Below are 14,908 nucleotides of genomic sequence, written 5' to 3'. Positions count from 1 at the left end.
TCGATTATCAGCCCACGAAGATGCAGAACGGGTGGCCCTGCGGGTCGGCGTAGACCCGCAGCGGCTCCTGGGGATCGTCGGACCGGTCGTGCAGCAGGGTGGCGCCGAGGGCGAGGGCGCGCGCGTGCGCCTCGTCGAGGGCTGCGACGTCGGGCACCGTCGTGTCCAGATGGAGCTGCTGCGGCACGGCGGGATCCGGCCACGTCGGCCGCGCGATCCTCTCGACCTGCTGGAACGCCAGCGGCATGCCGTCCTCGTTGCGCAGCACGAGCCAGTCCTCGCCGTTCGGGTCGGGCTCGCCAGGGGCCGGCGGCTCGTCGCCGGGCCGGTAGGAGAGACCGAAGAGCTCGCGGTAGAACTCCGCGAGGGCGCGGGCGTCCGTCGTGTCGAGGACGACCTGGCGGATGCGGGGAACGGGCACGGTCATCACCTCCGGCTCCAGCATGGCACCCGCCACCGAGACAGCCCGGGACGAGCCCGGGCGCCGGGCCCTCCGTGGAGGACCCGGCGCCCGGGGTGCTACGGGTGCCCGGGCCACGCCCGGGCGGAGTCGCGACTACCGCACGACGACTACCGCACGACGCGGATGCGGTCCTGGACCACGGTGACGCCCGAGATCGTCGGCGACGTCATCTCCGTGCGCACCGTCGCCGTCGTTCCGGCCTTGATGCCCGTCAGGGTGAACGAGTACGTCAGGGACCCGCCCGGGATCGCCGGGCTCGACTCGACGAGGATGTCGTTCGCCGGGAGGATCGCCCGCATGTCGCCGAGGCCGGCACCGTTCTCCGCACCGACGAGGAAGTCGCCGGCCAGCGACGCCACCTGCGGCTCGGAGTAGGAGTACGTGATCTCCTGGGTCGTCCCGGTGAGGACCCACACCTGGAACTTGCGCAGGTGCTGGGTTCCCCAGTCGAAGACCTCCCACTGGACGATCCGGTACGGACCGGACGACGCGATGCGGATGCCGGGCGCGCCGGTGCCGTCGAGGTCCGTCCAGAACGGCGCCATCACGCTGTTCGGGCGGTCCGGCGACGGGCCGCCGGGCAGGTTGCAGCAGTTGTTGTCCGTGGACCCGGCCGGCCCCGCCACGATGTAGCCGTTCGAGTTGATCGACAGGCGCGTGTAGGTCTGACCGTTGAACGTGAACGCCGGGACGTCCCAGTTCAGGAACTGCTCGTCACCGATCGTGTTCGCGGGGATGCCGAACGCACCGAGGTCGACGAACGCCGGCGAGCCGGTGTCGACCATCGACGGGGTGCCCTCCGCGGCGGCCGACAGGTCGCCCGAGGCGGAGGTCTGGCCGCCCACAGCGACCGACCCGCGGCTGACGAACGTGTCGACGTCGACCTCCTGGTCGGTGAACGTCGTGTTCGTCGCGGTGACCGTGCAGGTCGTCGTGGCGCCCCTGCGGAGCTCGGTCGCGTCGCAGTTCTGGTCGAGCGTGACGCCGCCCTGGCCGGGGACGAACGCGACGGGGATGTGCGAGTCGCCCTTGTTCGTGTGGAACACGACCTGGCCGAACTGCTGCACGCCCTCGGCGGCCGACGTGGAGATCGTGATCGCCACGTCGGCGGTGCCGCCGGCGGGGATCGTGTACGACCTCCGGTTGAAGGTGATCGACGAGCCCGCGGGCACCGTCGCCTTCGGCTGGACCACGATCTCGTCCGCGGTCATGTTCTTCAGGGTGCGGACCGTGGTGAGGCGGCCCGGCAGGAGCGGAGCGTTGATCGACGGGAGGTTGATGTCGACCGCGTGCACCGGGTCGCCGGTCTTGAGGAACATGTCCAGCGCGTCGTCCGAGATCGTGATCGGCGCGTCGAGGGCGGCGCCCACGTCCACGCGTCCCGCGCCCATGTCGAACGGGTCGGCCGGCGTGACGAGGTCCTCCTTGACGACCGCGGTGGTCGACTGCGTCATGATCGCCGACTTGATCTCGCCGGGCGTCCAGTCCGGGTGCACGGCCTTGAGCAGGATGGCGACGCCCGCGATGTGCGGGGACGACATCGAGGTACCGCCGATGGCCTGGTAGTAGTTCCCCGCGGGGCCGCCGTCGGTCGACTGGGGCGTCGGGGTCGCCGCGGCGAGGATCTGCACGCCCGGGGCGGTGATGTCCGGCTTGATGAACGCGCCGGCCGGGCCGCGCGAGGAGAACGCCGCCATGACGTCACCCGTGGCCTCCGCCTGGACGCCCGCGGTGAACGAGCCCGTGATGCCGGAGTGGGCCAGCGCCCACGCCTTGAGCTCCGTGCCGTCCGCGACGTGCACCGTCGGCAGGTAGTGGTTGTCCAGCGCGGTGTCGGCCAGGGTCGCGTTGAACAGGATCATGCCGGCGGCACCGCCCTGCGAGACGTTGTAGCCCTTCGCCACGCGGGCGTTCACGCCGCGCTGGCACAGCACGATCTTGCCGGCGACGACGTCGGCCGGGGCCGGGTTCTGGCACAGCGGGTCGTCGAACGAGGACGCGAGCACGACGGGGGCAGGCGTCTCGACACCGGCGGTGAGCGAGGCGCCCGTGCCGGTGAACGTCGTGCCGTCGTCGGCCGTCAGCGTGAACGACGAGGTGAACGTGCGCTTCTGGGTCGAGGCCGCCACCGTGGTGACCCACGGCGAGAGGTGGTTCGCCGTGGCCGCGGCCGGGCCGTTGTTGCCGGCCGAGGCCGCGACGAAGACGCCGGCGTTGTAGGCGTCGAAGAACGCGAGCTCGGTCGGGTCCGTCAGCGGGCTGGTGCCGCCCGAGATCGAGTAGTTGAGCACGTCGGCGCCGTCGAGGATCGCCTGCTGCGTGGCCGACATCGTGTCGGCGCCGCGGCAGCCCTCCGGGCCGCACACCTTGTACTCGATGATCTGGGCGCCGGGGGCGACACCCTGGATCTTCGCGATGTCGGGCCCGAACGGCTGCGGGTGCTCGACGATCACGCCGGACGACGTCGACGCGGTGTGCGAGCCGTGGCCGTCGCCGTCACGCGCCGTACCGGCGTACATGTCCGCCTCCGGGGTGCCCGGCGGGTAGGCGCGGTCGTACGAGTCGGTGAAGTGGCGACCGCCGATGAGCTTGTCGTTGCACTCGAAGGGGTCGGCCTCCGGCGTGAGCGGGTTGTCCCCGAACTCGCAGGGGATCGCCGGCCCGGTGTAGTCCGGCAGCGCGCCGTCGTCCGTGAAGGACGGGTGCTCGGGCCACAGGCCGGTGTCCAGGTTCGCGTACACGACACCGGCACCGGCGAGGCTGTCCGTGCCCAGCGCCTCGTACGCGGCGGGTGCATTGATGAACTCGATGCTCGAGTCGGTCAGCGGCTGGTTGAGGACGTCCTCCTGGACGGCGACCACGCCCGGCACCGCGAGCAGCTCGTCGATCTTGTCGCCCGGGACCGTCGCGGCCACGCCGCCGTAGACGGTGGTGAAGCTCTCGTGCACCGTGACGCCGGGCACCGCGGCCTTGACGTCAGCCGTGATGTCCCTCTCCTGGCCCTTGACGAAGGCCTCGTACCGCCTCGTCGCGGTGTCCTTCGTCGAGAGCTCCTTGCCGGTGACCTTGGGACTCGTCGCGGAGTAGCCCGCGACGCCGCCCTCGTACGATGCCACGGCGTCGTAGTCGTACTTGACGATGACGTCGACGGGGTTGCCGGAGGTCAGACCCAGCAGGCTGTCGGGCGTCTGCGCCAACGCGCTGGTGGGCGACTTGGTGCCGTCGGTGACCGAGACGATCTCGTCCGACGCGTCGGCGAAGTCGGTCGGGCGCGGCGACGGTGCCGCGGCAGCCGTGGAGGCCAGAGTGGTCAGGGCGAGCGCGGTGCACGAGGTGACGGCCGCGAGCCGGGTGAGGGGATGTCTGCTCAAGCGCATGGATTGCCCTTCTGAGGCGCGTATGAGATCGGTGTGTGCCCACACTGTGAAATATGGGCACATAGCGCTCAGAAGGTATCCGTACTGATGTCACGTAAACAACACCCGCGTGTTACAAGACGTTAAGCGGGCGGTCTTCCCGTCGATTTCACCCGGTGAACTCGAAGTGCCACGGCTCCTCGCGGCCGCCGTCCTCCTGCGCCCACCCGGGCGCGTCCCACCCGAAGCGCGGACCGTTCGCCGCGATCCACTCGCGCTTCGGCTGTCCGTAGTCGTACTCGCCGTACTCCGGCAGGTCGACCGCCGCGCCCCAGCCGTGCTGCGAGGTGGCGGGCTCGGCGGCCCGCCCCGCCCCGTACTCGGCGAACGCCCACAGCTGCACGTCGTACGGCCGGTAGGCGAACTCGACCGGGATCGGGTGCCCGAACTCCTCCGCGAACTCCTCCGACATCCGCCCCCACGCCTCGGCGGCACCGCACCGCAGGAACTGCTCCTGCGCGTCCTGGTTCAGACCCAGCGAGCACAGCTCGGAGCGGTCGTACCTCCCGTTCCCGCCGGTCGCGAGCGTGTCGCGAGCAGACCAGGCGGCCCGCTCGAGCTCGTCGCGCGTCGCGGTCAGGGTGCTCACCGCCGCGTCGACGGCCTCGCGGTCGATCCGGTCGACGGCCTCGCCGAGGCGCGCCTCGCCCGAGTCGATGGCGGCCGCGAGGGAGGCCCGGGCGTCGTCGGGCGCACCGGCCCGGTCCGCCCACCGCAGCGTCCACCCCGCGCCCTCGACGGAGCCGTCGAGCCGTGCGGTCGCAGCGTCGAGCGCCGCCACGGACCGGGCGAGCTGCCACGCCTCCTGGGAAGCGCGGACCCGGCCGACGCCGGCGACGAGGTCCCTCGTCGCCAACGCCACCTGGCCTGCCCAGGCGGACACTTCGTCCGCGGCCTCGCGCAGGCCGTCCAGGGTCTCCTCGTCGGTGCCCGGCGCCGGGACCGCGGGCGGCACGGCCTCCCGGAACGGCGCGGCCGCGTCGAGGGCGACGGTCAGCGCGACCCGGCCCGCGTCGTCGGCCACGTGGCCCTCCGACGCCGCGAGGAGCTCCTCGCCGGCCGCCACCTGCTCACGCAGGGCCTCCTGCGCGCGGGTCGCCTCGTCAAGCATCTGCCCGACAGCGGAGCGCGCCTCTCGCAGCTCGCTCGCCCGGTGCTCTCGAAGACCCCGCACGGCTGCGACGGCGACGAGGCCGAGCACGAGCGCGCCGACCAGCGTGACGACCGACAGTGCCGGACGCCGGGACCCACGGTGCGCCGCGCGTCGAGGCGGTGAGGGCTCGCCCGGTGTGGACGTCGGAGCCGGTCCGCCGGCGCCGGCCGTGGCGGAAGCATCCGACGGTCCCGGACGAGCAGTGTCCTGGGAGATCACAACCGGCAGTCTCGTCTGCCGCGGACCGCTCTGCACGCGGACCGCCGACACGCCGGTCGGGTCGGCCCGGCGTGTCGGCCGTCAGGACGCCTGCCACGACGCCCGCCATGACGCCGTTCGTCAGGCTGCCGCGGCGGCGTCCGTGGGGGTCACCGCGGCGGTGGGTGCGCTGGTCAGCGCCCGGGGAACGCCTCCGCGATCCCCTGAAGCTTCCCCAGGTACGCGAGCCGTTCCTCCTCGTCCCAGCCGGGCAGGTTCGACGCGTCCGCCCGCAGGCCGGCGCTGCCGTCCGCGAGCTCCCGCAGGATGTCGGCATGACCGGCGTGCTGCGTCAGGTCGGCGGTGACGTGCAGGATGATCCAGAACAGCGACACGTCACCGTTCTCGCCCCACCACGGGACGTGGCCCCGGGCGTCGAGCGGGAGCTCGTCGATCGTGGCATCGGCGAACGCCCACACGCGCCGGTACAGACCCGTGATCTGCTCGATCGACTGGTCCTTGGTGGCGTACCAGTCAGCCTGGGGGTCCTCCTCCAGACTGTCGTACCAAGGGATCTCCTCCGGCGTGGGCCAGGCGCGGCCGAACGTGTCGCCGAAGTACCCGATCTCGATGGTCGCGGCGTGCTTGACGATGCCCAGCAGGTTCGTGCCGGTGGGCGTGCGCGGCAGCCGCGCCTCACGCTCCGGCAGACCCTCGACCTTCCACAGCAGCGCCTCGCGGGCCCGCTGCAGGTACCGCTTGAGGATCGTCTTCTCGTCGTACCGTCCGGCGTCGTCGTCCATGCCGGCCAGTCTGCCGCGGGCCACCGACATGGTCATCGGACTTCGCCGGCGCCGTCAGCGCCGTCCGCACCTCCACGCGGCTTGCCGCCCTGGCATCCGTCCGGGCCTCGGGCGACGTGCCCGACGGCACGCCCGACGAGGAGCTCGACCCCGATGCGGTGCGCGCGGCCGACCCGTACGCCGACTTCGGCGCCCTGCTCGCCCGCGTTGCCCGGCCCGCCGACTACCCGGCGGTGTTCCGCCTGTTCAACGACGCCGGCGCGCCCCGCCCGACCGAGGACGACCCCGTCCTCGTGGACGATGTCGGGTTCTCCGTCGGGATCCTCCTCGACGGGATCGAGGCCTACATCGCCCGCAAGCGCGATCCTGACGAGGGCTCCCGGTGAGGCTCCCGGCCGCAGCCGCACCGGCACTCCTGACGCCGGCGGGCGGCCGGGGTTCCGACCACAAGCTGTCTGCCCACGGACTTGTCCCCAGCCTGGTGCACGGCGGGCGCGGCGTGTCGGTGGCAGGGGGCACAGTGGTCCCATGACGACGGAGACGATCGACGCGAGCACGCCGGCCGAGGGCGCGGGCGAGCCGAAGCCGCTGGGCGCACCGGCGCCGGGCGCCCGTTGCTTCGGCGACGGCGACCCGATGTACGAGGCGTACCACGACACCGAGTGGGGCCTGCCCGTGCACGGCGACGGCGCGCTGTTCGAGCGCATCGCGCTGGAGGGCTTCCAGTCCGGGCTCGCCTGGATCACCGTGCTGCGCAAGAGACCGGCCTTCCGCGAGGTCTTCGCGAGCTTCGAGCCCGAGGCCGTCGCGGCCTTCGGCGAGGCCGACGTGGCGCGGCTCCTGGAGGACGCCCGGATCATCCGGAACCGGCGCAAGATCGAGGCGACGATCGACAACGCCCGCGCCCTCGTCGCGCTCCGCGACGCGGGGCAGACCCTGGACGAGCTGTTCTGGTCCTTCGCTCCCGACCCAGCGAGCCGTCCCGCCCGCCCCGCGACCTGGACGGACGTCCCGGCCACCACGCCCGAGTCCCTCGCGCTGAGCAAGGCGCTCAAGAAGGCGGGCTTCCGGTTCGTCGGCCCCACCACGATGTACGCGGCGATGCAGGCGTGCGGCGTGGTGGACGACCACCTGGCGACGTGCCCCTCGGCTGCGGGGAAGACGCGCATCAACTCCTGAGATTGACGGGGGCAACCGGGGGTGGAGGATCGAACCATGCGACTCGGTGCCCACCTCATGCGCTTCGACTCCGTCCAGCCCGCGCAGCTCCGCCAGGAGCTCGCGGACACCGCCTCCGCGGCCGAGGAGGCTGGGCTCGGCTGGCTGTCCGTCATGGATCACTGGTTCCAGATGGAACCGGCCGGGTTCCCGGCGTACGACCCCATGCTGGAGGCCTACACCACCCTCGGCTACCTGGCCGGCCGCACGGAGACGGTGCAGCTCGGGGTCCTGGTGTCCGGCGTGACGTACCGATATCCCGGCCTCCTGGCCAAGATCGTCGCCACCCTCGACGTGCTCTCGGGGGGTCGGGCGACGTTCGGCCTCGGCGCGGCCTGGTACGGCCGCGAGCACGAGGCGTTCGGCGTGCCGTTCCCGCCGCTGCGGGAGCGGTTCGAGATGCTCGAGGAGGCCGTGCAGATCGCGAAGCAGATGTACGACCCGGAGCGCACAGGCCCGTACGAGGGCAAGCACTACCGGCTCGCCGAGACCGTGTGCTCGCCGATGCCGCTCTCGCGGCCCGAGATCATGATCGGCGGGTCCGGAGAGAAGAAGACCCTGCGCCTCGTCGCGCAGTACGCCGACGCATGCAACCTCAACCAGTACGCGAACAGCCCCGACGTGCTGCGCCACAAGCTCGACGTGCTGCACGGGCACTGCGAGGACGTCGGCCGCGACCCCGCCGAGATCCGGGTGACCATGGTGCACAACGGCGGCGCGCTGATCGCGGGCGACGTCGACGCGTTCGTCGCGGAGATGCGGCCTTATGCCGCCGCCGGCGTCGACACCGTCATGCTGCGCCCGCCGGCAACGCCGCTCGCCGCCTGGGTGCGCGACGCCGTGGCGCCGGCCGTGGCGCGCGTCGCCGAGCTGCCGTCGGACGACTGACGGGCGTCGACCGATGTGCCAGGCTGGAGCCGATGTCATCGCAGAACTCGCCCGAGCACGCGCCCGTCCCGGACGGTGCCGAAGCCCCGGAGCACCCTGACACGCAGCGGCCGCACGTCGCGGCCGTCGTGGAGGACCGCGTGCTCGCCATGCTGGCCGCCCCGCTCCGCCGCTTCGGCTGGACCCCGCACGTCGACGCGTACACCGGGTACGGCACGACCACCCGGGTACGGGTCCTGGCCCGCGTCCTGCTCGCGCCGCGCAACTGGGCCCCGCCGAAGGCGGACCGGCGCGGCTTTCGCAACTATCTGGGCATCCCGGCCCCCGGCGAGCCGGTCCGGGTCACGATCGGCGGCACGACGGCGGACGTCGTCGCGGACCGCGCCGGCTACGTGGACGCCGAGATCGACGTCGCGCTCGCACCCGGTGTCCGGGAGGTGACGTTCGCGCCCGAGGTGGGCGGTACGACGTCGGGCAGCGTGGTCGTGATCGATGACGAGGCGACCTTCGGCGTCGTGAGCGACATCGACGACACGGTGATGGTCACCGCCGTCCCCCGCCCGCTGCTCGCCGTGTGGAACACCTTCCTGCTGCGCACCAGCTCGCGGCGCCCCGTGCCCGGCATGTCCGCGCTGTACCGCGACATCCATGCTCGCCACCCTGCGGCCCCGTTCGTGTACGTGTCGACGGGCGCGTGGAACACCTCCTCGGTGCTCCGGCGATTCCTCGCCCGGCACGGCTTCCCTTCCGGCCCGCTGCTGCTGACCGACTGGGGACCGACGAACACGGGCTGGTTCCGCAGCGGCCCCGCCCACAAGGACGCGTCGATCGACCGGCTCGTCGAGATGTTCCCGCAGGTCACGTGGCTCCTGGTCGGTGACGACGGCCAGCACGACCCCGACATCTACCGCCGCGCGGTGCAGCGGCACCCCGATCGGTTCCTCGCCGTCGCTATCCGCCGCCTCACCGCGGCACAGCAGGTTCTCTCGCACGGCGCACCCGCGCCGCTGCCCGACGAGGGTGGGTCCCCTGATCCGGACGTGCCGACCGTGTCCGGCCCGGACGGCCAGGCCCTGGCGCACGCGCTGGAGCGTGTCCTGGGCAGGGCCTCGAGCGCGCCGTAACCTCCGGCCTGCACCGGGCGGATGCAGCGCCACCGACCTAGGCTGGTGGCATGGTCCGCTCCAGCGACGAGGCCGTGGGCGACGACGCCGTCGTCGCAGCGACCGGCCAGCCCCGCGCCTACTGGTTCGAGCTGCTCGACGCCCACGACGCGATGACGTGGCCGCACAGCGACATCGCAACCTGGCTCCTCTCCGCGCAGGGCGTCGACGGCTGGTGGGCCCAGTCGCTGACGGTCTCGTACGAGCAGGCCCGCGGCCGGCGCGAGCCGGGGCAGCGGGAGGACGGCACGTTCGAGGTGAGCCCCTCCAAGTCGCTCGACTGCACGCTGGTGCGCGCCTACGAGCTCGTCGCCGACGACGCCGAGCGCGCCGACTGGCTCGACCCCGCGCTCTTCGAGGTCCGTGCGGGCGACCGGTCCGAGGTGCTGGCCTCGACCCCGTCGAAGTCGGTGCGGCTGGCGTGGCCGACCGGCGCCGTCGGAGCCCCGGACGACCGCACCGGCCGGGTCGTCGTGACGTTCTTCCAGCCCACCGACGTGACGGGCGCGCCCGCCGGCAAGGTCCGGGTGGCGATCACGCACGCCGGACTCACGTCGTCGGAGGACGCGAACACGCTGCGTGCGTTCTGGAAGGAGCGGCTCGACGCGTTGGACGCGAAGTGCAGCGAAGGGTGAGGGCCGAGGAACGAGGCACTCGCCCGCAGCGGAACGCAGCGTCCAAGCGCGCCACCAACCCCGGTTGGACGCGAAGTGCAGCGAAGGGTGAGCGCCGTCAGCTGTCCGCGCGCTCCTGGCCGCTCAACGCGTGGATCGAGGCCATGACCTCGTCGGTCAGCTCGCGGCGCGCGAGCGCGGGCTTGGTCCCGGTGGCGATCTGCCTCGTCGGGTCGATGGCCGGTCCGAACTTCACCTCGACGCGCGCGAACCGGATCATCTTGCCGACGGGCTTGACCTTGTCGGTACCCGTCAGGGCGAGCGGCACCACCGGGACGCCGCCGGCGAGCGACAGCCACGCGACACCGGTGTGCCCCTTGTGGAGCTTGCCGTCGCGCGAGCGCGTGCCCTCGGGGTAGATGCCGAAGGCTCCCCCGCGCTGCAGCACCTCGAGCGCGTCCTCCAGGGAGCGCTGACCGGCACGCGGGTCGTCGCGCTGGACGGGGATGTGACCCATGGTCGTGAAGAACCAGCGGGACACCCGGCCCTTGATCCCCGTGCCTGTCCAGTACTCGGCCTTCGCGAGGAAGGTGACGTGCCGCGGCGTGACGATCGGGATGATCAGCGAGTCGATGAACGACAGATGGTTGCTGGCGATGATGACGGGCCCGCGGAGCGGGATGTGATGCAGCCCGGTGATGCGCGGCCGGAGCAGCACGAGAGTCACGAGCGACAACAACAGCTTGAGGATGCGGTACGTCACGAGGTCATTGTGCACTGCAGGCACCCGTGGCGTGAGAGTGGAACATGTCTCATTGAAACGCCAAGAGCGGACAAACCGAACGGGTCGGTGGTTGTCAGAGGCGCCCCGTAGGGTGGCGGCATGGACAACGAAGAGCGCCTCGCCGTCTTCATCGACTACGAGAACCTGGCGCTCGGCGCCCGGGAGCACCTGGGCGGCATGCAGTTCGACTTCGGGCCGATCGCGGACGCCCTCGCGGTGCGCGGACGGGTCGTGGTGCGGCGCGCGTACGCGGACTGGTCGTACTTCGACGAGGACCGCCGCGCCCTGACCCGGCACCAGGTCGAGCTGATCGAGATGCCGCAGCGCATGGGCGCCTCCCGCAAGAACGCGGCGGACATCAAGATGGTCGTGGACGCGATCGAGATGGCGTTCGAGCGCGACTACATCTCGACGTTCGTCATGTGCACGGGTGACAGCGACTTCTCGCCGCTCGTCCACAAGCTCCGCGAGCTGAACAAGCGGGTCATCGGCGTGGGTGTGGAAAAGTCCACGTCGCGCCTGCTGCCGCCGGCGTGCGACGAGTTCCTCTTCTACGACCGCCTCGAGGGCGTGGACGTGCCCGACGAGGAGCCCGGCCGGGAACGCGCCACGACCGCGAAGCGCGGTGCCCGACGGCGCGGCCCCGCCGCGCCGGCCGCACCCGCCGAGGCGGTCGCCCAAGCACCCGCCACGCCGGCGCCGGCACCGGAGCCGGCGCCCGCGGAGGAGCCGGCCGCCGCGCCGAAGCGCCGCCGGGCCAAGGCGACGCCGCCGCCCGAGGAGCCCGCCGGCGTCGTCCAGGAGGCAACCGAGGAGGTCGAGCCGGCTGAGGCCGAGCCGCCCACGATGGAGGTGCGCGTCGCGCAGACGCTCGCAGACCTGCAGGGGTCGACCAGCGGGCCGGTCACCGCGTCCGCCCTGAAGCGGACCCTCCTCCGCAAGGACCCCACGTTCAGCGAGTCCGACTACGGCTTCCGCACGTTCGGCGAGTTCCTCGGCTACCTGGCGGACCGTGGCTTCCTCGTGCTGGCCACCGGGCCGTCCGCCGGCGACCCGGAGGTCTCGCTGCCCGAGCAGGGCAGCACCGACGCGGCGTTCGCGCTGCTGCGGGCGGTCGTGCAGGAGTCGGGCGGGTCCGCCGTGCTCTCCGGGCTCAAGAACGCGGTCCGCAAGAAGCGACCCGACTTCTCCGAGAAAGCACTGGGCTACCGCGGGTTCCTGCAGTTCTGCAAGGCGGCGCAGGCCGCCGGAGCTGTGAGCATGGCCTGGGACGACGCCGCGGACGACTACCTCGTGACGGCCGCCTGAGCCGCGACAGCACGAGGTCGGCCCCCGTCGCGTTTCCTACGGCAGCTCGATCGGGAGCGTGAGCCCGTCGAGCAGGTGACGGCAGTCGCAGTCGTCGTCGGGCAGGGCCGCGACGGTTGACTCGACGACCCTCGCGAGATCAGCCACGTTGCGGGCGAACGCCGCGAACACGGCCTCCTGCGTCACGTGCTCACCGCCGTCGACCCCGGCGTCCGCGTCGGTGACCAGCGCGAGCGTGGTGCAGCACAGGGCGAGCTCGCGGGCCAGGACCGTCTCCGGCATCGCTGTCATGTTGACGATCGTGCCGCCGTCGCGGGCGTTGCGGGCGGACTCGGCCCGCGACGAGAACCTCGGCCCCTGCATGACGACGATGGTGCCGCCGTCGACAACCGGCAGCGGACCCGCATGCGCGGCCGCGAGCGCCGCGACACGGCCCCGCGGGCAGTACGGGTCGGCGAACGGGACGTGCACCACCGGACCGAGCGTGTCGAAGTAGGTGTGCTCGCGGCCCCACGTCCGGTCGATCACCTGGTCCGGGATCACGACCGTCCCGGCAGGCGCCTCGGGAACCAGCCCGCCGACCGCGCACGTCGTCACCAGCTGCCGAACGCCGAGCGCGCGCAGCGCCCAGAGGTTCGCGCGGGCCGGGACGAGGTGCGGCGGGAACCGGTGGTCGGCGCCGTGCCGCGGGAGGAACACGACCTCACGACCACCGAGCACGCCCCGCGCGGGCGCCTCCGACGGCGGGCCGTACGGCGTCTCGACGGGCACCGTCTCCGCGTCCGTCAGCAGGCTGTACATCCCGGAACCGCCGATGATCCCGATGGGTTCGCTCATGGGTCGCACGGTAGCGAGGCGGCAGGTCCGGGCGGGACCGGCACGCCCGCACCGTCAGGGACCGGTCAGGTCCGCCGGCGCCGACATCGCGTCGTCTCGACGTGCGGACGATATCTGGACCGCATGGTGGGCGGCTGTACGATCGGATCAACCATCCAGAGCGGTCGAGAGTCCTGGCTCGTCGACACCGCAGCAACCCGCCGACGGAAGCCTCCCGAGGACAAAGGTGCTAACGCCAGGTCCGATGGAGCAGACACCATGGTCGCAGAGGCACATCCGAACCCCCGGCACAACGGGCACCGTCGTCCGACGGTCTCGTTCGAGCTCATGCCGCCGCGTCGCCCCGACGCGGCCCCGAACTTCTGGGAGACGGCACAGAAGCTCGTCGCTGCCCGGCCCGACTTCGTCTCGGTGACGTACGGCGCCGGCGGCGGCGACCGGGCGACGTCCCAGCAGGTGCTCAGCACGCTCCTCGCCGGCACGCCCGTGCTGCCCGTCGCCCACCTGACCTGCGTGGGCGCGTCGCGCGAGGACGTCTCCGAGGTCATCGGCGACTTCCTCGAGTCGGGCGTGCGCTCGTTCCTCGCGCTGCGGGGAGACCCGCCGCGGGACCAGCCGGACTGGCGGCCGGCGTCGGACGGCATCCACTCGAGCATCGAGCTGGTCCGGCTGCTGCGGCAGGTCGAGAACGCCCGCTGCGAGGCGGATCCCGGCGCTGCCCTGCGGGGTGCGGCCCGCCCGCTGACGATCGCGGTCGCGACGTTCCCCACCGGCAACCCCGGCGCGGGGACGACGCGCGAGCAGGAGGTGCGGCGCCTCGTCGAGAAGCAGGAGGCGGGGGCGAGCTTCGCGATCACCCAGCTCTTCTACGAGGCGTCCGCGTACACGGACTTCGTCGCGGCCGCGCGTGCCGCCGGGGTGACCATCCCGATCCTCGCCGGCGTCCTTCCCACGACGGAGCCGCGTCGCCTGCGTCGGGTCGAGGAGCTGACGGGCGTGACGCCGCCGACCCGGCTCCTGGCTGAGCTCGACAACCTGGACGACCCCGAAGCCCAGCACGCGCACGGCATCGCGTACTCGGTACGCCTCGCGCGCGAGGTGCTCGACGCGGGCGCCCCGGGCCTGCACGTCTACACGTTCAACAAGCACCGGCCGGCACTCGACCTCCTCGAGGGCGTCGGCCTCCTCGCCCGCACGGCTGCCTGACCCCGGCGGCCGGACGCACGCAGCCACCTGCCGGCGAGGGATCAGGCGAGACCGTCTCCCGGTCGCTCGAACGACCACGAAAGCGATGTGGAGACGGTCTCGCGCGTTCCCCCACGTCCGCCGTCGGACGGGTTCGCGGCGAGCGATCGGGAGGTGGCACTCGGGCGACGCGAGTGCTAGAAAAGAGATGTAGCCGGACGACGGCCGCGGCCGTCGTCGAGCGCGACGGCCTCGGACAGGCCGGGGCTGCATCGTCAAAGGAGGTGATGCGCGATGGCTACCCGTTGGGACCCGTTCCAGGAGATGGATCGGCTGCTCAGCACTCTGGCCATGAGCGCACGTGAGACGGGCGCCATGCCGATGGACCTCTTCCGGACGGGCGACCACTACGTCCTCTCCCTCGACCTGCCGGGAGTGGACCCGGGCACGATCGACGTGTCCTGCGAGGACCAGACCATCACGATCCGAGCCGAGCGCACGCAGCGCTCCAGCAGCGACATGCAGTGGCTGGTGCGCGAGCGGCCGACGGGCACGTTCGCCCGGCAGCTCACCGTGGGTCGCGGCCTCGCGCTCGACCAGATCTCGGCGTCGTACGCGGACGGCGTGCTCTCGCTGACGATCCCGGTGAGCGAGGAGGCGAAGCCGCGCAAGATCGAGGTGTCGCACTCCGGGTCCATGTCGCAGATCGCGGGCTCGACCCAGGGCACGCAGACCATCGAGAGCTCTCCCAAGCGCCAGGAGACCATCGAGGGCTGACCCGGCCCGCTGACAGCGTCAGGGAAGCGGGGGGCCCCCCCCGGGGGGGGGGCGCCCGGGGGGGGGGGGGCCCCCCCGCCGGGGGGGCGGGGGGGGGCGCG

Annotated in this window: 14 protein-coding genes and 1 riboswitch; of the genes, 8 read left to right on the top strand and 6 right to left on the bottom strand. The window is 72.3% G+C overall.

What is annotated here, in order from left to right; genetic code table 11:
- Positions 1-7: 7 nt before the first annotated feature.
- The 4 genes from L1785_RS05960 to L1785_RS05945 form a co-directional block, all read right to left on the bottom strand.
- The gene (locus L1785_RS05960; protein ID WP_236088290.1) at positions 8-445 is read right to left on the bottom strand and encodes a VOC family protein; all 438 of its coding nucleotides are present in this window, start codon (positions 443-445) and stop codon (positions 8-10) included.
- A 125-nt stretch (positions 446-570) separates the two neighbouring features.
- Entirely contained in the window at positions 571-3,840 is a 3,270-nt protein-coding gene (locus L1785_RS05955; protein WP_236088289.1) for a S8 family serine peptidase, read from the bottom strand.
- Positions 3,841-3,988: 148 nt separating this feature from the next.
- The gene (locus L1785_RS05950; RefSeq protein WP_236088288.1) at positions 3,989-5,251 is read right to left on the bottom strand and encodes a D-alanyl-D-alanine carboxypeptidase family protein; all 1,263 of its coding nucleotides are present in this window, start codon (positions 5,249-5,251) and stop codon (positions 3,989-3,991) included.
- 173 nt (positions 5,252-5,424) lie between these two features.
- Positions 5,425-6,033, bottom strand: coding sequence for a DinB family protein (locus L1785_RS05945; protein WP_236088287.1), 609 nt, complete (start codon positions 6,031-6,033; stop codon positions 5,425-5,427).
- Between the two features lie 116 nt (positions 6,034-6,149).
- Between L1785_RS05945 and L1785_RS05940 the strand changes: the two genes are divergently transcribed.
- The 5 genes from L1785_RS05940 (at position 6,150) to L1785_RS05920 (ending at position 9,937) form a co-directional block, all read left to right on the top strand.
- Complete coding sequence (locus L1785_RS05940) at positions 6,150-6,419, top strand: hypothetical protein (RefSeq protein WP_236088286.1); 270 nt, start codon at positions 6,150-6,152, stop codon at positions 6,417-6,419.
- 142 nt (positions 6,420-6,561) lie between these two features.
- A complete protein-coding gene (locus L1785_RS05935) occupies positions 6,562-7,212 on the top strand; it encodes a DNA-3-methyladenine glycosylase I (RefSeq protein WP_372461802.1) in 651 nt (216 codons plus the stop codon).
- A gap of 36 nt (positions 7,213-7,248) precedes the next feature.
- Complete coding sequence (locus L1785_RS05930) at positions 7,249-8,139, top strand: LLM class F420-dependent oxidoreductase (protein ID WP_236088285.1); 891 nt, start codon at positions 7,249-7,251, stop codon at positions 8,137-8,139.
- 32 nt (positions 8,140-8,171) lie between these two features.
- Positions 8,172-9,263: an App1 family protein phosphatidate phosphatase gene (locus L1785_RS05925; protein WP_236088284.1), complete on the top strand. Its 1,092-nt coding sequence runs from the start codon at positions 8,172-8,174 to the stop codon at positions 9,261-9,263.
- Positions 9,264-9,313: 50 nt separating this feature from the next.
- Complete coding sequence (locus tag L1785_RS05920; protein ID WP_236088283.1) at positions 9,314-9,937, top strand: hypothetical protein; 624 nt, start codon at positions 9,314-9,316, stop codon at positions 9,935-9,937.
- A 97-nt stretch (positions 9,938-10,034) separates the two neighbouring features.
- On the opposite strand, the gene L1785_RS05915 is transcribed toward L1785_RS05920, so the two are convergent.
- Positions 10,035-10,679, bottom strand: coding sequence for a lysophospholipid acyltransferase family protein (locus L1785_RS05915; RefSeq protein WP_236088282.1), 645 nt, complete (start codon positions 10,677-10,679; stop codon positions 10,035-10,037).
- Between the two features lie 120 nt (positions 10,680-10,799).
- Here L1785_RS05915 and L1785_RS05910 point away from each other — a divergent pair, with 120 nt between their 5' ends.
- Positions 10,800-12,008 (top strand): NYN domain-containing protein, encoded by a 1,209-nt coding sequence (locus L1785_RS05910; RefSeq protein ID WP_236088281.1) that lies wholly within the window; start codon positions 10,800-10,802, stop codon positions 12,006-12,008.
- Between the two features lie 36 nt (positions 12,009-12,044).
- Here the strand turns inward: L1785_RS05910 and L1785_RS05905 are convergent, their stop codons facing one another.
- Entirely contained in the window at positions 12,045-12,845 is an 801-nt protein-coding gene (locus L1785_RS05905) for an S-methyl-5'-thioadenosine phosphorylase (protein ID WP_236088280.1), read from the bottom strand.
- A 148-nt stretch (positions 12,846-12,993) separates the two neighbouring features.
- Positions 12,994-13,110: riboswitch (SAM riboswitch) on the top strand.
- Here L1785_RS05905 and L1785_RS05900 point away from each other — a divergent pair.
- Both L1785_RS05900 and L1785_RS05895 read left to right on the top strand, forming a co-directional pair.
- Positions 13,104-14,051 (top strand): methylenetetrahydrofolate reductase, encoded by a 948-nt coding sequence (locus L1785_RS05900; RefSeq protein ID WP_236088279.1) that lies wholly within the window; start codon positions 13,104-13,106, stop codon positions 14,049-14,051. Its footprint overlaps the riboswitch before it by 7 nt.
- Positions 14,052-14,324: 273 nt before the next feature.
- A complete protein-coding gene (locus tag L1785_RS05895; protein ID WP_236088278.1) occupies positions 14,325-14,807 on the top strand; it encodes an Hsp20/alpha crystallin family protein in 483 nt (160 codons plus the stop codon).
- The last annotated feature ends 101 nt before the right edge of the window (positions 14,808-14,908 follow it).

The organism is Antribacter soli, from assembly GCF_021568775.1.
In the GTDB taxonomy this organism is placed as follows: domain Bacteria; phylum Actinomycetota; class Actinomycetes; order Actinomycetales; family Cellulomonadaceae; genus Antribacter; species Antribacter soli.
The sequence above is the reverse complement of the archived record's forward strand: the minus strand, read 5'-3'. Positions and strand labels throughout refer to the sequence as shown.